Annotated in this window: 13 protein-coding genes and 1 tRNA gene; 3 read left to right on the top strand and 11 right to left on the bottom strand. The window is 63.1% G+C overall.

Annotation, left to right across the window (positions count from 1 at the left end):
* Positions 1-9 precede the first annotated feature (9 nt).
* The 9 genes from JF616_08535 to JF616_08495 all read right to left on the bottom strand — a co-directional run bounded on the left by JF616_08535 (position 10) and on the right by JF616_08495 (position 11,363).
* Complete coding sequence (locus tag JF616_08535; protein MBW8887788.1) at positions 10-918, bottom strand: hypothetical protein; 909 nt, start codon at positions 916-918, stop codon at positions 10-12.
* 101 nt (positions 919-1,019) lie between these two features.
* Positions 1,020-1,874 (bottom strand): hypothetical protein, encoded by an 855-nt coding sequence (locus JF616_08530; GenBank protein MBW8887787.1) that lies wholly within the window; start codon positions 1,872-1,874, stop codon positions 1,020-1,022.
* A 26-nt stretch (positions 1,875-1,900) separates the two neighbouring features.
* Positions 1,901-4,786, bottom strand: a complete 2,886-nt coding sequence (locus JF616_08525) for a protein kinase (protein MBW8887786.1) — start codon at positions 4,784-4,786, stop codon at positions 1,901-1,903.
* A complete protein-coding gene (locus JF616_08520; protein ID MBW8887785.1) occupies positions 4,783-5,814 on the bottom strand; it encodes an RluA family pseudouridine synthase in 1,032 nt (343 codons plus the stop codon). The genes JF616_08525 and JF616_08520 overlap by 4 nt, the downstream gene beginning before the upstream one ends.
* Before the next feature lies 1 nt (position 5,815).
* The gene (locus JF616_08515; GenBank protein MBW8887784.1) at positions 5,816-7,519 is read right to left on the bottom strand and encodes an NAD(P)/FAD-dependent oxidoreductase; all 1,704 of its coding nucleotides are present in this window, start codon (positions 7,517-7,519) and stop codon (positions 5,816-5,818) included.
* Positions 7,520-7,522: 3 nt separating this feature from the next.
* Complete coding sequence (locus JF616_08510; GenBank protein MBW8887783.1) at positions 7,523-7,984, bottom strand: 23S rRNA (pseudouridine(1915)-N(3))-methyltransferase RlmH; 462 nt, start codon at positions 7,982-7,984, stop codon at positions 7,523-7,525.
* Positions 7,981-8,466, bottom strand: coding sequence for a nuclear transport factor 2 family protein (locus JF616_08505; GenBank protein MBW8887782.1), 486 nt, complete (start codon positions 8,464-8,466; stop codon positions 7,981-7,983). Before JF616_08505 ends, JF616_08510 begins: the two co-directional genes overlap by 4 nt.
* A gap of 37 nt (positions 8,467-8,503) precedes the next feature.
* Complete coding sequence (locus JF616_08500) at positions 8,504-10,567, bottom strand: UvrD-helicase domain-containing protein (protein MBW8887781.1); 2,064 nt, start codon at positions 10,565-10,567, stop codon at positions 8,504-8,506.
* A gap of 67 nt (positions 10,568-10,634) precedes the next feature.
* Positions 10,635-11,363 (bottom strand): metallophosphoesterase family protein, encoded by a 729-nt coding sequence (locus JF616_08495; GenBank protein ID MBW8887780.1) that lies wholly within the window; start codon positions 11,361-11,363, stop codon positions 10,635-10,637.
* A gap of 123 nt (positions 11,364-11,486) precedes the next feature.
* Between JF616_08495 and JF616_08490 the strand changes: the two genes are divergently transcribed.
* The gene (locus tag JF616_08490; GenBank protein MBW8887779.1) at positions 11,487-13,472 is read left to right on the top strand and encodes a GAF domain-containing protein; all 1,986 of its coding nucleotides are present in this window, start codon (positions 11,487-11,489) and stop codon (positions 13,470-13,472) included.
* Positions 13,473-13,530: 58 nt separating this feature from the next.
* Positions 13,531-13,606, top strand: a tRNA-Glu gene (locus tag JF616_08485).
* A gap of 189 nt (positions 13,607-13,795) precedes the next feature.
* Here JF616_08485 and JF616_08480 read toward each other — a convergent pair.
* Positions 13,796-16,099, bottom strand: a complete 2,304-nt coding sequence (locus JF616_08480; GenBank protein ID MBW8887778.1) for a hypothetical protein — start codon at positions 16,097-16,099, stop codon at positions 13,796-13,798.
* Positions 16,100-16,191: 92 nt separating this feature from the next.
* Positions 16,192-16,650: a hypothetical protein gene (locus JF616_08475; GenBank protein ID MBW8887777.1), complete on the bottom strand. Its 459-nt coding sequence runs from the start codon at positions 16,648-16,650 to the stop codon at positions 16,192-16,194.
* Between the two features lie 188 nt (positions 16,651-16,838).
* Here JF616_08475 and JF616_08470 point away from each other — a divergent pair, with 188 nt between their 5' ends.
* A complete protein-coding gene (locus tag JF616_08470) occupies positions 16,839-17,126 on the top strand; it encodes a hypothetical protein (protein ID MBW8887776.1) in 288 nt (95 codons plus the stop codon).
* Positions 17,127-17,147: the final 21 nt, after the last annotated feature.

Raw genomic sequence — 17,147 nt, 5'->3', positions numbered from 1 at the left:
CCCGGCGCATCAGGCCGCGGGTTCGGATGGGTTGCCGGTGGCGGCTAGGACAAGGGTTTGCTGCAAAGGCGAGAGGCCGCGCAGGAACAGGTTCCACTTGGCCTCGTAATGGGAAAACATGGCGGCGCTGAGGGCTTCCGCCACGTCGGCGAAGGTCTCCATGAAGCCCTCGAAGCCGCTACGGTAACGGGGATGCTGCCAGGGCCAAGCCATGGCGCGGAACAGGTCTTCTTCGTTCGCGTGGATGCGCTTATCCCATTTGCCCACGCGCTCCATGAAGGTCTCTTGCGCCAGATCGCCCAGGGAGAGGCGGAGCCGCTTGAAGACTTCCGCTTCGCCGCCGCGCAAGGCGGCCTCCAGGGCCGGGAGCAGCTTGCTGCGATCATCGCGCACCGATTCCCGGTGCCAGACTGCGGCCAAATCGCCTTGCAGGCGGAACATATGCGCGCTCAGGAACGACACCTGGCGCTCGCAATCCGAAGCCATGTCATGCAGGGATTGCAGATACAGCATCTTGCTGTCCTTGCGCGTCCCCTTGCCCGCGGCGGCGAATCCGCCCTCCGCGGCCTGGTACCATTGGTTGCGTTGCAAGAACGGACCGAGTTGGATCCAGGCCAAGCGCTTGCGCCAGCGTTCGCGGAACTCCAGGAATTTGAAAGCCGCCTCTTCGCGGACGCGCTCGGAGCGCTCGGTTACCATGGCATAGGCCGAAGGCGCGGCGGATAGCCCCGCGAACGGGGCGATGGGCCGGGCATCCTGCAGGGCTTCGCGATCGAGCAAGGCGCGGATGAGGATGCTATGGTTGGGATCGGAAATCCGCGCGACGGATGCCAAGGCGGACTGCGGCCCGGCTGGGGCCGTAGCGGGCCAGGCCTTGCCGGTGAAGGCGCGGTAGCTTTGGGACAATCGGCGGCTCAAGAGGAGTCCAAATATAGTGGATAAAGCCGGGCATTCCCACGTTCCGTGGGACGCATCCCACGCTTCGCGGGACGCCCACGCGGCGCAGGCTCAAAAAGCCCTCAGTCCGCGAAGGTCAGATCCACCTTTTCCCGCAATTCCATGGGCTGGCCTCCCGATGCCGGCCGGGCCGAATCCCCGGGGGGCGTTCCGGCGCGGAAATGCCCCTCCAACTCCAGGGAAGCGGACTCCGGAAAACCCTTGGAAATATTGAAAACAATCTTACCGCTGCCCTTCAAGGCCGGGGCCTCCGGGCCGGAATCCGATCCCACGTCCTCATCCAACCAGGCCTCCAACTCCACCAGGCAAACGGCTTCGTCGCCCGCGGGGGTCTCGCGGATCGCGGAGAGGGTGAAATGCTTCGCGACCCGGGAGTCGGGATGGAACTTGTCCAGCAAGGGTTGCAGGATGTCCCAGCGCTTGCCTTGGCGCAAGGGCGCGTCCGGGAAGGCGGGCAGCGCGTACGCGAGCCAGCGCCCGAAAGCCAAGGGCGAGAAAGCCATAGGCGGAAGGGCCGGCTCTTCCTCCAGGGCCAGGGCTTGGCCGGTGCGCGAGAGCGACATGCGGGCATGGTATTTCTTGAGGCGCCCGTCCATATAGGCCTCCTCCTCGACGGATCGATCGGCGGCCTTGAAATCCAAGCTGTCCACCGCCAGCGCCAGATCGATCTGCCCCTTGGCCGAGTCGACCATGGCTTTGCCGGTGAAGTCCGCCCGGGAGGCCGATAGGTAAGACGCGGTCCCCCATGCCCCTTCGGCTTTGGCCCGCATCTCCGAAGCGTAATGGATCCGGAAGGATGCCCCGGGGGCGGGATGCCAAACGAGCCGATGCGATCGGAATTCGCAGGAAGCGAGCAGCAAGAGAAAGAGCGGAGCGAGAGAAGCTAGACGGGAAGGCAGGGAGGGAATTTTAGGCACGAAGGAAAAATAGGAATAAGGAACGCCTAGACCCGCTTTTCTTCCTTGTAGCGTTGCAGGAGGAACTCCAGGTACCGGTATTCGAACGTCGCTTGGGGGAAGCGGGCCAAGGCCGCTTCCAGGCAGGCGGCGCCTTTGGCAGGCCCTTGGGAGCCTTCCACCTTCAGGAATCGGACCAGGGCGTCCTCCAACGATTCCGGAGGGCCGGCCTGCAGGGGCACCCCTTGGCTGAAGTAATCCTGGGGGGCCTTGTCCAGCAAATAGGCCAATTGCATGCGCTCTTTCCGCGACGCGGCCTCGTTCAGGTAAAGCTTGCGATCGACCGGAAGCACCGGGATGTCCACGAGGGCCTTGATGACCATGGAATGGAGCATGCACTTGAAGGCGATCCCGTTCACGGAGTTGAACTGGCGGTAAGTGCGCTCGAAGAGCTCGGCGGCCATGGAGTTTTTGCCGTCCAGGAAAGCCAACTGCGCCGAGAGGAAATCCTTTTCCGCCTTCAGATCGCGACCCACCTTGTCGCCCTCGGGGGCGGCTAGCAGCATGGCGTTGGCCCTGACCGTATCCCGTACGCCTACGTAGTACTTCGCGAGGATCATCCGCAAGGAGCAGATGATATCGTCGCTCTCCTGGAAGTAGGTCAGCAGGTGCTGGGCATTCTGCATCGGCGCGGGCTGCCCCAGGCGGCGGAAGGTCTCGGTCATGTCCGCGTAGAAATGCCCGAAGGTCTGGCGGCGCGCGTCCTCGGCCTCGATCAGGAAACGGAACTCATCCATCATCCGTCCCGCGCAGGACTCCGGGTTTTCCCCCCGGTTCAGGCAGTCGTAGGCGGCCTCGATGCGCGACTGGACCACCACGTCGTTGAAATCCGATTCGGGATAATTGGCGGGGAGCAGCTTGAGCTTATCGTAACCCGAAGCCGTCTTGCCCAGGTCGAAATAGCATTGGGCCAAGTGGTACAAGGCTTCCGGGATGATCTTGGGATCCTTGGAATTGCTCGCGGCCAGGGTGAGGTTCTGGATGGCGGCGGGATAATTCTTGAGCACCATATAGCTCTCACCCATCTTCATATGGGCTTCATAGCTGATGCCCCGCTTGGGATACGCCTCGATGACGTGCTTGTAGGCGGGAATGCTGTTGGTGATGAAGCCTTCTTCCAAATAGGCGTCCGCCACCACGGTGGGCTTGGCCGACATGGCCACGGCCTTCTTGTAGATCCGCAGATCATCGATGGCCAGGCTGGAGTTCCAGGTATAAAACCCGAACTTGCTGCTGCGCTCCACTTTCACGGGCAAGGAATAATACTTGCGCACCAAAAGCTGGTCGTTCAGGAAAAGCTGGAGGACGTTCCCCTCTTTCTCGATGGTGACCTTATAAATGACCCCGCCGTTGAGCTTCACCGGGGCGGCGTTGAAGGCGAAAGGCGCCGGTTTGCCGAACTCGATGTCCGCCTTGGACGATCCCCATTCGCCGAGCGAGAAGCGGAACGCGTCGTCAGGCGTGGAGCCGAAGAGGAACGCGTTGAAGTCGTTGTTGCTGCCGTTGAGGCCCTTGATGGTGAATTCGATCTTGAGATCCCCGAAGAATTCCTGGTTGGCCACGGCGAAGGATTGGCCCGAGGAGAAAGCTTCCAGGCGGCCGCGCGCCACCTTCCACGATTCCGACGGCGCCCACACCCCGTTCATGCGATCGAAGGAAAGGAACTTCAGGGAGGAGTCCGTCTTGTTGAACGTCTCTTCCTGCACCAGGCCCCAGGGGGCCTTCTTGCTTTCCTCCTGCATGCTCACGAAGGCGTAGACGATGCCTGAAGCGGCCAGCAGGAATCCGGCCCCGAGATACAGGATGGGGTTGGCCTTGATGAAGCGCCAGGCCAGGTTCAGGGCGCTGGGCGGCTTGGCCATGATGGGCAAGCCGTTGCGGTAGGAAAAGAGATCCTTCAAGAGCAGTTCGATGCTTTGGTAGCGTTCCTTCGGTTCCCGGGCCAGGCAGGTGGACACGATGGCTGCGAAGTCGGCGTCCAGCCAGGGCGTGAGATAGCGCAAGGGCACGGGCTCGGCCTTGATGGCATTGAGCGCGGTCTGATGCAGCGAGCGCGGATCCAGGTAGGGGTTCTTGAAGGAGATGAGCTCGTACATGATGATGCCGACGGAACAAATGTCCGAAAGGATGCCCACCGCATGCCCCTGGGCCTGCTCGGGGGACATATAGGCCGGCGAGCCCACCACCTCCCCCGACAAGGTGAGCTCCACGTTCAGATTGGGATCCACCGCCTTCGCCAAGCCGAAATCGATGAGGATGGGAGTGGTGCCGCGCATCAGGATGTTGGTCGGCTTGAGATCGCGATGGATGATGCCTTGCCGATGGCAGTAGGCCAGGGCTTCGCAGATCTGGTTTACGATTTCCACCACTTCGTTGAAGCTGGGCTTGCGCTCGTGCAGGAACACCAGCAAGTCCATGCCCTGGATGTATTCCATCACCAGGTAATGCACGCCGTTCTGCTCGCCCACCTCGAAGATGCGGATCACGTTGGGGTGGTTCATCTTCGCCACCGCGCGCGCCTCGGCCTGGAAGCGTTCGATGAAGCGCTGCTGGAGCACCGTGCCGAAGAGGACCTTGATGGCCACCAACCGATCGAGATCGGGCTGGTGAGCCTTGAAGACCACGGCCATGCCGCCGCGGCCCAGTTCGGAAAGGATGACGTATTTGCCCAACCGGCCGCCCACCTGCACTTGCAAAAGGGAGTTGGCCGTGGCCGCGTTCAGGGCATTGGTGACACCGGCGGAGACGGCCGCGGAAGCGGGGACCCCTCCGGGGAAGGAAGGACCGGGCCCGGAAGATTGGGGAACGGCGCCCGAGGCCGGATTGGGCCTGGGATTGATGGGCGGCGGTTGCGGGGGCAAGGGATTGGTCACTCGCCGTCCGCGGGATGGAATTCGGGAAGGAGTTCCAGGGCCTGGGTCAAATCCCGGGGAAGCGGCGCGTGGAAGGAGAGTCGTTTCCCGTCCCCCGCGTCTATCTCCAGATCCGAGGCGTGCAGGAAAGTCCGTTTCAGTCCTAAGGACTTCCGATAGGCGCGATTCCGCTCGAAGGATCCGTAACGGTGATCCCCCAACAAAGGATGGCCCAATTCGGCCAAATGTGCGCGGATTTGATGCATGCGTCCGGTTTCAATAATAACACCCAGCAGGCTAAATTTCCCAAGGTCTTTTACCATCCGATAACGCGTAACCGACCATTTTCCTTCGTCTTGCGAGACCTTCGCCTTGGCCCCGCCGGAGCGGCTGTCCACGCGGTTGAGCAGCCCGGAAATCTCGCCTTGGGGCGGATCGGGAACGCCTTCCACCAAGGCCAGGTAACGCTTGTGGAAACCGCCATCGCGCAAGGCCGCATTGAGCCGGCGTAGGCACTCGCCGGTTTTGGCGATGACCAACACGCCGGAGGTATCCTTGTCGAGCCGATGCACCAGGGAAGGTTGGAAGAGATCGGCCGATGACCAGCCGCTATCAAGGTAGGCCCGCGCCTCTTCGATGACCGACTCGCCCGGCGCGACGCCGGTGCCGGGATGCACGGCCTTCCCGGCGGGCTTATCGAGGACGAGCAGATCCGCGTCCTCATGCAGGATGGGGATTGCGAAACGGCGCTTGGGCGCGGCAGCAGCCGCGACGGTCGCGGCCGGCCGGGCCAATTCTTTCGATCCGGCTCCCGAGATCTTGGCGCCGGATACCGACTCCACCTCTTCCGCCTTCAGGCCGTATACTTGCACGACGTCGCCCGCCTGCAAGAGATGGGAACGGGGAATGGGTTTTCGGGCCAGCTTGACCTCGTCGCGGCGGAAAAGCGAATGCAGTCGATCGAGGCCCATGGACGCGAAGCGGCGCCGCAGATAGCGCTCGGCCCGTTGGCCGGCATCGTCGCGGCCGATTTGGAATTCCGCGAGCACGCTAGCTTCGGGCTTCCGACCCGCCGGCGCCGGAAGAGATACCGCTGAACGAGGCGCCGCCGCCGGACGCGGCATCGCTCCAGGCGGCCCAGGCATCGGCGAGGCGGAAGCCGTCCGCTCCGGAAGACACGATGCCGCCCGAATACCCGGCCCCCTCGCCGAGGGGAAAGAGACCCTTTATATTGGTCGATTCCAAGGTGGCGGAATCCCGGAGGATCCGCACCGGCGAAGAGGTGCGCGATTCGGGCCCGATGATGAGCCCCCGTTCGACGAAGCCGGGAAGCTTGCGGTCGAAATTGCGGAAGGACTCTTCCAGGGCCAGCGCGATTTTGGCGGGGAACAATCCGCGCAGATTGGCCCAGCGCAGGGGCTTCGGAAATGAGGTGCGGGGCGAAGGGCCCTCATCAACGCGATCGTCCAGGTAGCCCTGGATGGTTTGCGCCGGATAGGTGAAATCGCCCCCGCCCATGGCGAACGCCTTGACCTCCATATCGCGGATCAAATCCAGGCCGCCCAAGGGCCCGGTAAAGCCCCAGGCGTCGAGATCGGCCGGATCGACGGGCACCACCACGGCGGAATTCGCGAAGGCGCCGGCCCGGTTGGAATAGCTCATCCCGTTCGTGAAGAGCGCATCCGGGGCGTCGGCGCAAGGGACGACGACACCTCCCGGGCACATGCAAAACGAATACGCGCTGGCGGATTTGTCTTCCGAGTTCCAGGTAAGGAAATATTCGGCGGCGCCGGTGAGGGACGGGTCCACCTTCTCGCCCAGCTGACGGCGGTTCACCATCTCTTGGGGGTGCTCCACGCGCACTCCCACCGAAAAAGGCTTTCGTTCCAGACCTGCGCCCAGGCCGGCCAGGATGGCATACAAGGGCCCCGATGAGTGCCCGGCGGCCAGGACCAGCGCGTCGCAGGCCTCCTCCTTGCCTTCCACCGTAACCGCGGTGATACGTCCCGCCTCCGCGCGGATCCCATCCACGGTCGTATTGAACCGGAAGGCGCAGCCCAGCGCTATGCTCTGTTCGCGCCAGGCCTTTACTATGAACTGGAGCTTGTCGGTCCCGATATGCGGATGCGAGAGCCAGGTAATCTCGGGCGGGGCCCCGCAGGCCACCAGTTCTTCCAGGAAGGCGTCGGTGTAGCGGTTGCGCGTGCGGCAGGTGAGTTTGCCGTCCGAGAAGGTGCCCGCGCCGCCTTCGCCGAAGAGGATGTTGGATCGGGCGTTGAAGACATTCCCCTTCAGGAAGCGGCGGATGTCCCCGAAGCGCTTGCCCACGTCGCTGCCCTGCTCGTAAACGGTGACCGCATAACCCTTGCGGGCCAAGCCCAATGCGGCGGCAAGGCCGGCGGGGCCGCTTCCGATCACGGCGACCTTCGCTCCTTCGGGCCGGTAGGCCGGGGCCGCAACGGCTTCCGTCCGGGTGGACGAGGCCGGCGAGAGGCGGGGATGCTTTAGCTCGCCGTCGAATTCGAATTCCACGGAATAGCGCCACACGGGTTGGTTGCGTTTGCGCGAGTCCAGGGACTTGCGCAGGATGCGGATCGCGCCGATGCGGGATCGCTTGATACGCAGGAAGCCGGCTACGGCCGCAGGAAGATCCGCGTCGCCTTGATTGGCGGACAAAGCCAGCTCGCGCAGCACGTAGGCGCGAAGCGGGCTGTCTTCCCGCGGGGGAGTGGGATGCGTCGGAAGGTTCCCCATGGGCTAGTGATGGTAAGGCAGGTTTTTCTGGATGCAGCGCGCCCGGTAGATCTGTTCCAACGCCAAGGCCCGCGCCCATTCATGCGTCAGGGTGAAGCGGCTCAAACGCAATTTGCGGGGAATGGCCGCCTTGAGATCATCGGCCACGCCATGGGACGAACCGATCAGGAAGGCGCAGGACTTGGCGCCGCGATCTTCCCGCTCGGCCAGCCATTTCGCGAAACCGGGCGAATCGAGATCGTCGCCGCGCTCGTCCCACAATACGCATTCGGAGAGCGGGCCTACGGCCTCGCGCAAGCGTTCCGCCTCCTTCGCCAGTCGCCCCGCCCCATCCTTATCGCCGGCATCCTTCACTTCCGCGACTTCCACGTCGCATAGGCGTTCCAGCCGGCCCAGGTAATCGGCCGCCAGGGCTTTCAGATGGGGATTGGCCATCTTACCGACGCAGACGAGACGAATCCTCACGGCCCATACTCCGGATGGGCCTGCACGAACTTGTCGAGGCCGGCCTTGGCCTTGGCCTGCACGGTTTGCCGCAAGCGCGGCATCCAGCCGAGGACGAGCCCCGGAAAGCCCAGCGCCTGGCGGGCCCAGGTCCAAAAGCTGAAATCGTCTAGATGCCGGAAGATGAGGCCATCCTTGAATCGGAAGCGGGCGTCCACTTCGTTGCGCACGCGGCGTCCGGTGGCGGAGAAGGTATAAGTGGCGGACCAATGGGCTTTGCCTTCTTCGCCGGCGGCGGAAATCGCTTTCGCCTCGGCGCGCAGGTCCGCGCCGGCTTCCAGCAGCATCCGCCACATGGCGCCTATGCGTTTGCCTTCGAGGGAGAAAACCTCGTCGCGGAAGGCGGCGTCGGGATGATAGCAGGCCGCCATGCGCGCCCAGTCCCTCCGGGCGAAGGCCGCGTAGAAGGATTCGATAAGCTGCCTATGCGCGACGGGATCCATGGGATGGAATAGTAAAAAGGAACGCGACCCCTGGCGCTTATCCTTCCCCATCGCCCAGCTTCGACCTCAAGGAAGCGAAAAAATCATCCAAGAACTCGGTCTTTTCCGCTTCATCGCGCTTCCCCAGCGGCCCGTCGAAGCGGTCCTCGGGGATCTCGAAGACGAAGCGCGAGGGCGCCACGTCCCGGACCACGCGGTAATGGATCTTGGTCTTGGGCCAGGACAAGAACAGGCGCTGCTTGGCGCGGGTCATGGCCACGTAGAAGAGCCGCCGCTCCTCCTCGATGCCGGTATCCGTGTGGTTGGGCTTGGCCGGGAAGACGTCATCGTCCAGGTTGGGGATGAATACGGTGTGGAATTCCAGGCCTTTGGCCGCGTGCACGGTCATCAGGCGCACGCCCGGTTTCTCTTCCGGGTCCTCGTTGGAAGAGGTGTCCAGGGCCAAGGCGTTGAGGACTTCGGAAAGCCGGCTTTCCGGATTCTTCTCTTCGTGCCGCTTGAATAGCCGCAGGAATTCTTCCACGCGGCCGCGCTTGGGGCTTTCCGGCTCGAAGGCTTCCACCACTTGGGCGTAGGCGAGGAGATCGGACAAGGGGGCGTAGAAGGCCCCCTGGCGCGCCGCGGCGGCGCAGGCTTCTATGCGCGCGATCAATTCCAGCACGCCCGCCGTCCAAGGCTGCCCCACGGTCTCGCAGTGGAGCTTGAGGCAGTACAGCGCGGTAAGCTCCTCCCCGCGCGGCATGATGTCCAGCAAATCCTTGGGCCATCCCCGCTTGGGGAAGGCAAGCACCTTGGAGAGCGACAACTCGTCCTGGGGATTGGCCAACAATTTCGCGTAAGCGAGCACGTGCTGCACCTCGGAGCGCTCCAACAGGTTATTGGCGCCTTTCACCGTGAACGGGATCCCCGTCACGATGAACTGGTCCATGAACTCGCGTAACTGGATGTTGGTCCGCACCAGGACCGCCATCTGCTTCCAGTCGAGGCGTTCGGACTGGTTCACTTCCTTGAGCTTCGCGATCAGCCAATCCATCTCGCTTTTCTCGTCGTCGGCAACGTGATGGTAAAGGGGCTCGCCCGAGTCGCGCACGGTGAAGACTTCCTTCGGCCGCCGCAAGCTGTTCTTATGTATCACCGCATTGGAAGCCACGATGATGTTCCCGCTGGAGCGGTAATTGCGTTGCAGCTTGATCAGGGCCGCCCCGGGAAAATGGGATTCGAAATCGAGGAGGTTGCGCATCTCCGCGCCGCGCCAACCGTAGATGCTCTGATCGTCGTCGCCGACCACGAAGACGCTGCCCGGACCGCTCTCGCTCCGCCCGCCCACCAGCAGGCGCAACAGCTCGAGCTGGGCCCCGTTGGTATCCTGGAACTCATCCACCAGGAAATGCCGCCAGCGCTCCCGCACGCGCGCCCGGATGCCCGCGTCGGAAGTCAGCATGCGGATCGGCATGCGGATCAGGTCCTCGAAATCGACCAGGTTGGACTCGCTCTTCTGCTTCTCGTAACCCTTCCAGATGCGGGCCAGGCGCGTTCCGTAGTCGGTATCGTCAGGGCAATCCTCCGGGGTGCGGCCTTGATCCTTGAGGGTGGACAACAGATCGGCCAGCTCCACGGGATCGAACTTCTTGTTTCGCGCCCCGTGCTTGGCGGCCTGCCCGACGATCAGCGAAAGCCGGGAATGCATATCCAGGATGCCGGGATCCTTCGCCAGCCCCAGGGCTTCGGCATGCTCGCGCACCAGGCGCAAGCCCAGGGAATGGAAGGTGCTGATGGAAACGCCTACGGCGGCGCGGTCGGCGTATTCCCGCAGGCGGCCTTCCATTTCGCGCGCGGCCCGGTTGCTGAAGGTGAGGGCCGCGATCTGGTCCGTCGTGGCGCCTTCGGCCAGCAGGTGGATGATGCGCGTGATGAGCACGCGGGTCTTGCCCGATCCGGCGCCGGCGAGAACCAGCACGGGACCAACCGGAGCGGCCGCGGCGGCGGCCTGTTCGGGATTGAGCCCGGCCATGAGCTTGCGGGCGGCTTCGGCGAGCCGGGTACGATCGGGAGGTTTGGGGAGAGCGCGGGGCTTTTTGGGGCGGGATGCGGAAGGCTTCATCGGCGCGGGAGAATGTAAGAAAGAGCGGAGCGGAAGAGGAAGCCCGGGAGGGCCCGGCGGATAAGGGCTAGCGCCCTTCGGCCAACCGATTAATCAGGAACTCGGCGAAACCCAGGCGGCGCATGCGCTCCTGGGTTTTCGAGATGTCGTAGTTCACGCGGACGATCTCCACCGACATTGCGTTGGTATCGCATAGGCACCACGAGGCCGAAGGGATGCGGTCCCGCGGCTGGCCCACGCTGCCCACGTTGACGAGGATGCGCTGGTTGGGCAACAGCTTATGCGAAAGGGTCTCGGATACCCAGAAGGATTGCTCGTTCTCCATCACCACGATCGAGGGGATATGGGTATGGCCGACGAAACAGATCTTCTCGCTGAAAAAGGAAAAGGCGTCGATGGCATCGTCGAAGCTGGTGATGTAGTACCAATCCACCGGGGACCGCGGGCTGGCATGCACGAAGGTAAGCGGCGGCTCATCCACCACGTAAGGCAGCTTGTCCAGGAAATCCACCGAAGGCTTATCGAGGTTCTCTTTGGTCCATTCGATGGCCTTGCGCGCGTAGAAGTTGAAGTTCTCCGAGGATTCGCGCCCCAGCGCCACGGAATCGTGGTTCCCCAGCAGGGTTACCGAGCTCACGTTCTTGATGAGATTGACGCACTCGTTGGGATTGGCGCCGTATCCCACCGCATCGCCCAGGCAGATGCGGCGTTCAACGCCGAGGGTTTCCATGGATTCAAGGACTTTTTCCAGGGCTTCCAGATTGCTATGGATATCCGAGTAAATGCCGTATTTCACTTGGCGTTTACCCCGCGCGGAAGCCGGTGTCCCATGAGCGTATAGTTTAAAATAGTTTCCACGAAAGATAAAGCCCCTTTGCCGCCAGGTGAAAACGCCATCACGGGAAGGTTATAATCGGGCGTGGCCGCGCCTCAATCCAAGCCCGCCGAACCCGGCCTTACCCCGGGTTTTTCCGCCGTGGTCATCCATAATTTCACCCCCTTGGAATTCCCGACCCAGCTGCCGGGCGGGCGGGAGGTAGAGTGCCGAAAAGCCGGAACACTTAAGGATATCTACCCCTTCAGCATCCTCGTGGTCTCCCCCGAGGCCTTGGAGAAGGGTGAAGATTACGATTTCCTGTTCCAGCACGTCGGCGTGATGCTGTGGGATCCCGCCGGCGCCATGTCCTTACCCGGAGCATCCCAGCCGGCTTGGGTCGATGTCAAGCTTTCGCCCGCTCCCCGGCCCGAGGAATTGGCCTTGGCCTGCGCGCATATGCTGCGCCTGCTGGAGCTCAAAGCCCAATGCCTCGACCTCCACAACGCCAATGCCATTACCGAGGCCCGCAACCGCCAGTTGAACCAGGTGGGAATCGCGCTCATGTCGGAGCGCAACCTGGACACCCTCCTCAACCTGATCCTCGAGAAGGCCATGGAGCTCACCGGCAGCGACGCCGGCTGCCTGTACCTCGTGGAAACCGATGCCGCCCGGGAGGAGGAAGCCGGGGACTACTGGTCCAATAAACGGATCCGGTTCAAACTGACGCGCAATGGTTCGGTTAAATTCGACTTCGCGGAGATCGCCATCCCCCCCAGCCGGTCTTCCATCAGCGGCTACGTGATGCTGGAAGGCAAGCCCCTCAACATATCCGACGTGTACGCCATCCCGGAAACGGCCGCCTTCCGCCATAACCACGGCTTCGATACCTCCTCGGGATACCGGACCCGGTCCATGCTCACCCTGCCCATGAAAGACAACCAGCGCCGCGTGGTGGGGGCCATCCAGCTCATCAACAAATGCCGTAACCGGACCGGCCCGATCACTTCGTTGGAAGCGGCCGACCGCCAGGTGGTGGCCTACTCGCAAGAGGATCTGAACCTGTCCTTGTCCCTGGCTTCGCAAGCTTCGGTGGCCATCGCCAACGCGCAGTACGAACGCGACATCCAAATGCTGTTCGAAGGCTTCATCAACGCCAGCGTGACCGCCATCGAATCGCGCGACCCGACCACTTCGGGCCACAGCCATCGCGTGGCCGATTACTGCATCCGCCTGGCCGAATGCCTGGTCCGGGAACCATCGTCCCGGCTGCGCGCTCTCACCTTCACGGAAGCCCAACTGCGGGAACTCCGCTATGCGGCCCTGCTGCACGACTTCGGGAAGATCGGCGTCCGGGAACATATCCTGACCAAGGCCAAGAAGCTCTTTCCCGAAGAGATGGAGAACATCCGGCTGCGGACCGAGTACATCAAGCGCACCTTGCAGTGGGAAGCCGAACGATCCAAGGTCGCGCTCTTGAAGGCCGGGCCCAGCGCGGGAACGGAGGACGCGTTCCTCCGCATCGAGGCGAAGGAGCGGGACGATCTCGCGGGAGTGGACGCATTTTTCGAGACGGTGGCCAAGGCCAACGAACCGTCCGCCTTGGAAGCGGCCACGGCCGAGTACCTGCGCGCCACCGGCATCCGGACCTTCCCCGGCCCGGTGGGCGAGTCCAAAGGCTTCCTCAAGCCCGATGAAATGTCCCGCCTCCTCATCCCCGCCGGGACCTTGAGCGAAAAGGAGCGGGAGGAAATCAATTCCCACGTATCGCATACCTGGAAGTTCCTTTCGGCCATTCCCTGGACCCAGGAGCTCCTCCGGGTCCCCGTCATCGCCTACTCCCATCATGAGAAGCTGGATGGTTCCGGCTATCCCCGGCGCTTGGTGGGATCGGACATCCCGGTGCCGGCCCGGATCATGGCCATCTGCGATATCTACGATGCCCTTGCGGCCGCGGACCGGCCCTACAAGAAGGCGATGCCCCCCGAAAAGTCCCTGGAGATTCTCGCGAAGGAAGCGAAGGCCGGCAAGCTGGATGCCGATTTGTTCCGTGTTTTCGTGGAGGCCAAGGTTTATTTACCGCCTGGCTGACGGGGGGCGGCCTTCCCATTCAGGCCAGGAAGTATTACCTTTACCGCCCTCGGGTCACGTTCCCATCGTCTAGAGGCCTAGGACATCGCCCTTTCACGGCGACGACACCGGTTCAAATCCGGTTGGGAACGCCAACCCTCCCCCGCCCCGAAAACCCCATTCGAACCGCCTGCCGCCACGGAAAATAATTGTTTCCGGATCCTTGAAATCGTAAACTTTATGCAGGAGACAGGGTCCCCAAAACCCGCATCTTCGTCCGTCTCCGCGCGCTAAGGGCGCGCAATCGACCGGCTCGTCCCCAAGGCGAGCCGGTTTTCATGAGGTCAACGGGAATTCGCGGGCGCGAGCGGGCCCGGTAACGCGTTCGGTACGTCCACGGCGCCGTCCGCCGGCTCGGAAACGGTAATGGATTTGCGTCCCGGAATGCGTACCACGATGCAGGCGGGTTTGGTCCGCCACTCCCCTGCCCAAGCCACGCGCACGCCTTCTGGGCCGGGCTTTAAGGTAACCGTCAGGGCTCCGAAGACGGTCGGGGTGGGCCCGAACGAAAGCGATCCGCCCTCCCGCAGCCATTCCTCCGGGATGCCGGAGGCCAGCACCAGGACCCGATCCTCTTCCATCACGAAAAGGCTGCGCATCATGAGCACCCATTCCGCCGCGGCCCAGACGTGCTGCCCATCGCCCATGCATCCGCCCAGGGTATGCGGATGGATGGCTTCGGGCCATTGCCCGGTGGGCGATGCCACCGCCGCCGTGTCCCGGATGAGTTGGATGGCCCGGGCGTCCCCCGCTCGCAGAAGGGCCTGGGCCATATGCAAGGTGAGGTAGGCGTTCATGCCCGAATGGATCATGTCCTGGAAAAAGGCGCCGCGGAACATGCACTTGGAAAGCAGATACTCGAGGGTGGCCAGGATGCGGGGATCATCCCCGGGCCACAGGCGCAAGGGATAGCTCACCGCCAGCGAACCGATGGACCCGGAATCCATGCGGCGCAAGGGGGAAGCCGGCAAGGCCTTGCCGATCCGGCCGTCCTTCTGCGCGGCCGCCAGGCTCTTGTCGATGGCGGAGAGGAAATCGGAAGCCTCCGCCCGCGCGGATTTGGATTCCTCCCCGCGTCCCGCCGCCTCCAGCAACCAGGCGGCCGATCGGAGCCCGGCCGCGCCCCAGAAGTCGTCCCAGTAGTAGTAATCGTTCGGCCCCAAATGCTCGGCGCTGAACCCGGCCGGGAACAACCCGGCGAGGCGGGGGTCTGCATGGCGGCGGATACGCTTACGCTTGATCCACTCGGTCGCCTTGGCGATGGGAAGCATCCACTCTGTTTTCGGAGGGCGCCCGGTGGCCTCGCACCAGCGCCGCAAGATCCAAAGGGCTTCCCCGTTCGAATCCCATTCGCCTTCCTGGGAAAGGAAGTACCCGCTCAGGTTCTGGCGCGAGGGGAAGAGGTCCAAGGTGCGTTCCACCCGATCGGCCATCCCCGCTCCTAGCATGGCGTCCAGGATGAAGGCCGCGTCCCGGAACCAGAAACGCTTGTAGGTATACGGGCCCGGGAAAACCTCGCCGGGGGAATGCAGCAGCAAGGTCCGCAGGGCGGCGCGGTACAGGAAATCGAAATGCGGATCGGGGATCTCCAGGCGCGCCAGGCCTTCCAAGGAAGGGGCCCACGCGGCGGGAGCGCTGCGCTTGGGGAACTGCCGCGGGGTTTCCTTATCCCCCGCCAGGTCCACGGTAACGTCCAGGATCTTCTCCGCACCGGCCGGCAGCGGGAAGAGGGCGGCGGCGGTGGCCATCCCCACCTTGCAATGTACGGAAACCCGCTCGGGGGCGCCGGGGGACCGTAACATGTGGAATACGTCCCCTTCATGATACTCCGACGCGAAGTGCCTGGCGGCCGGCTCGGAGAAGCGGATCGCGGGCACGCCGTCCACCGTCCAGCGGGAGCGATCCGCTTCCAGGCGCACATCGTGGACGAAGCTGACGCCCTCGGGATTATACGGCCTTAATGAAAGCGCCAGCCAGGCGGGACCGTCGCTGCGCGCGCGCAAGCGTAGGCGCAAAAGCCCGGCCGGTCCTTCCGGGAAGGCCTCGACGCGCGAATGCAGGCTTAAGCCCGAACCGACGATGTCGGTGGTTACCGCGATGCCGTTGGGCTCGATCTGCAAGGCTTGTCCGATGTCCTTGGCCTTGGACGGGATGAGATCGGTCCCATCTTCCTTCAGGATCCACGCGTCCAGGGACCAACCGTCGTAGAAAGGCGTGACCAGGCCGCTCGGATCGACGATAGGGAGGTAGGGCGAATCGGGATTGCCGACCGCGGTCCAATTGCGGTGCGTCAAGTTGACGTGGCTGATGGAAAAGGCCCGCGGCATGAAGGAAAGATCGCGGGGATTGAATTGGCGCTCGACCCAATAAGGCCAGATCCAGTCGAGATTGTTCTGGATGGCCCTCGTATTCATGAGGCCGCGGGCGTGGAAAACCAGGCCGGCGCGCAGGAGCTCGACGGGTTCGCCCACCTCGGAAGGCTGGGCGAAGCGCCCCAGGCGCGACAGGATCAGGATGGGATCGAGGAAGCCGTTATGCTGCGCCACCCGCCGGACCATGTATTTCCAAGGCAGCCACTTGAAGAACATAGGCCTCCTTCGCGGCCCGGCCAGCCGCGCCCACTTGGGGAAGATATGATTTTAGGCTTCGGGGACCCAGAAATAGACGGATCCGGAAGAGGTCAGAAGTAGTAGCGCATCCCCAGGCCCGCGCTCATGTCGAAATCCGTGCGGGGGAATACTCGGATGCCCGGGCCGATTTCGAAGAACGCGTCGAGCGGGGCGCGCGGGAAAAGGTACTCGATCCCCACCACGCCGCGCGCCAGCAACCCCAGGCCCCCGCCCGAGATCTCGGTGCCGGCGCCCATCCCGTAGTAAAGCGGCAATTGGCCGGAGCTGACCGGGAACAGGTTGAATTCATGCCATACGTAATCGGCGCGCACTTGGAGCCAGTCGTCGGAAGGGTTGAAGCCCAGGATCATGTCGACCGCGTTGGTGTTGTTCAGCCAAAGCTTGCCCGACAAGCCGGAAGGCAAGCCGGCGATGAAGCCCAGGCCGAAGTTGCCGCCCATGCGGGCTTGGGCCGTACCTACGAAGGCGGCGCATGCCGCGGCGATCAAGAGCAGTCGAAAACTTTTCATCCGGGAACCTCCGAAGTGTACTACGCCCCCATTTCCTAAAGGGCTCTTCGAGTCGAATTTAATTAATGCGGAGGCCTGCGGGAAATTACTTCGGAATTAGGAGGCTCAGGGGCATTTAACCCCGCCGCTCGCAGCCCCGGGCCGATCTTCCTACTTTCCCTTGCATGGCATTAACGGAAAAGATCGTAATGGCGCTCATCCTCTTCGGGGGATTCTTCTGGTTACGCGCCCGCGCCCGCGGGATGAACCTGGAAACCCAGCGAGGCAAGGTCGTCTTCGGGGTCTTCGTGGTCCTGACGGCCTTATTGGTCGGCGAGAAGAACCTTTTCGAGCATTGGCATTTCGGGATCTATACGGATTTGTTGCTCAAGGCCGTTTTGGCGTTCGCCAGCTTCGCCGTCGTGGGGATCTTTTTCCTGAAGCCCGGGCCCCCGGAAGCCGAAGCCGGCGAAGAACCGGCTCCGGAAAAGCGCTAGAGACCCTGAATATATCGGGGA

Source organism: Fibrobacterota bacterium, from assembly GCA_019509785.1.
Lineage (GTDB): Bacteria > Fibrobacterota > Fibrobacteria > UBA11236 > UBA11236 > Chersky-265.
Note: the sequence above shows the minus strand (reverse complement) of the source record. Positions and strands in the feature narration are given on the sequence as shown.

What these genes read in the sequence shown, in the direction of transcription:
- JF616_08505 (MBW8887782.1), bottom strand. Translation starts at nt 8,466, where the DNA reads ATGGATCCCGTCGCGCATAGGCAGCTTATCGAATCCTTCTACGCGGCC.
- JF616_08480 (MBW8887778.1), bottom strand. Translation starts at nt 16,099, where the DNA reads ATGTTCTTCAAGTGGCTGCCTTGGAAATACATGGTCCGGCGGGTGGCG.
- JF616_08475 (MBW8887777.1), bottom strand. Translation starts at nt 16,650, where the DNA reads ATGAAAAGTTTTCGACTGCTCTTGATCGCCGCGGCATGCGCCGCCTTC.
- JF616_08470 (MBW8887776.1), top strand. Translation starts at nt 16,839, where the DNA reads ATGGCGCTCATCCTCTTCGGGGGATTCTTCTGGTTACGCGCCCGCGCC.
- JF616_08500 (MBW8887781.1), bottom strand. Translation starts at nt 10,567, where the DNA reads ATGAAGCCTTCCGCATCCCGCCCCAAAAAGCCCCGCGCTCTCCCCAAA.
- JF616_08515 (MBW8887784.1), bottom strand. Translation starts at nt 7,519, where the DNA reads ATGGGGAACCTTCCGACGCATCCCACTCCCCCGCGGGAAGACAGCCCG.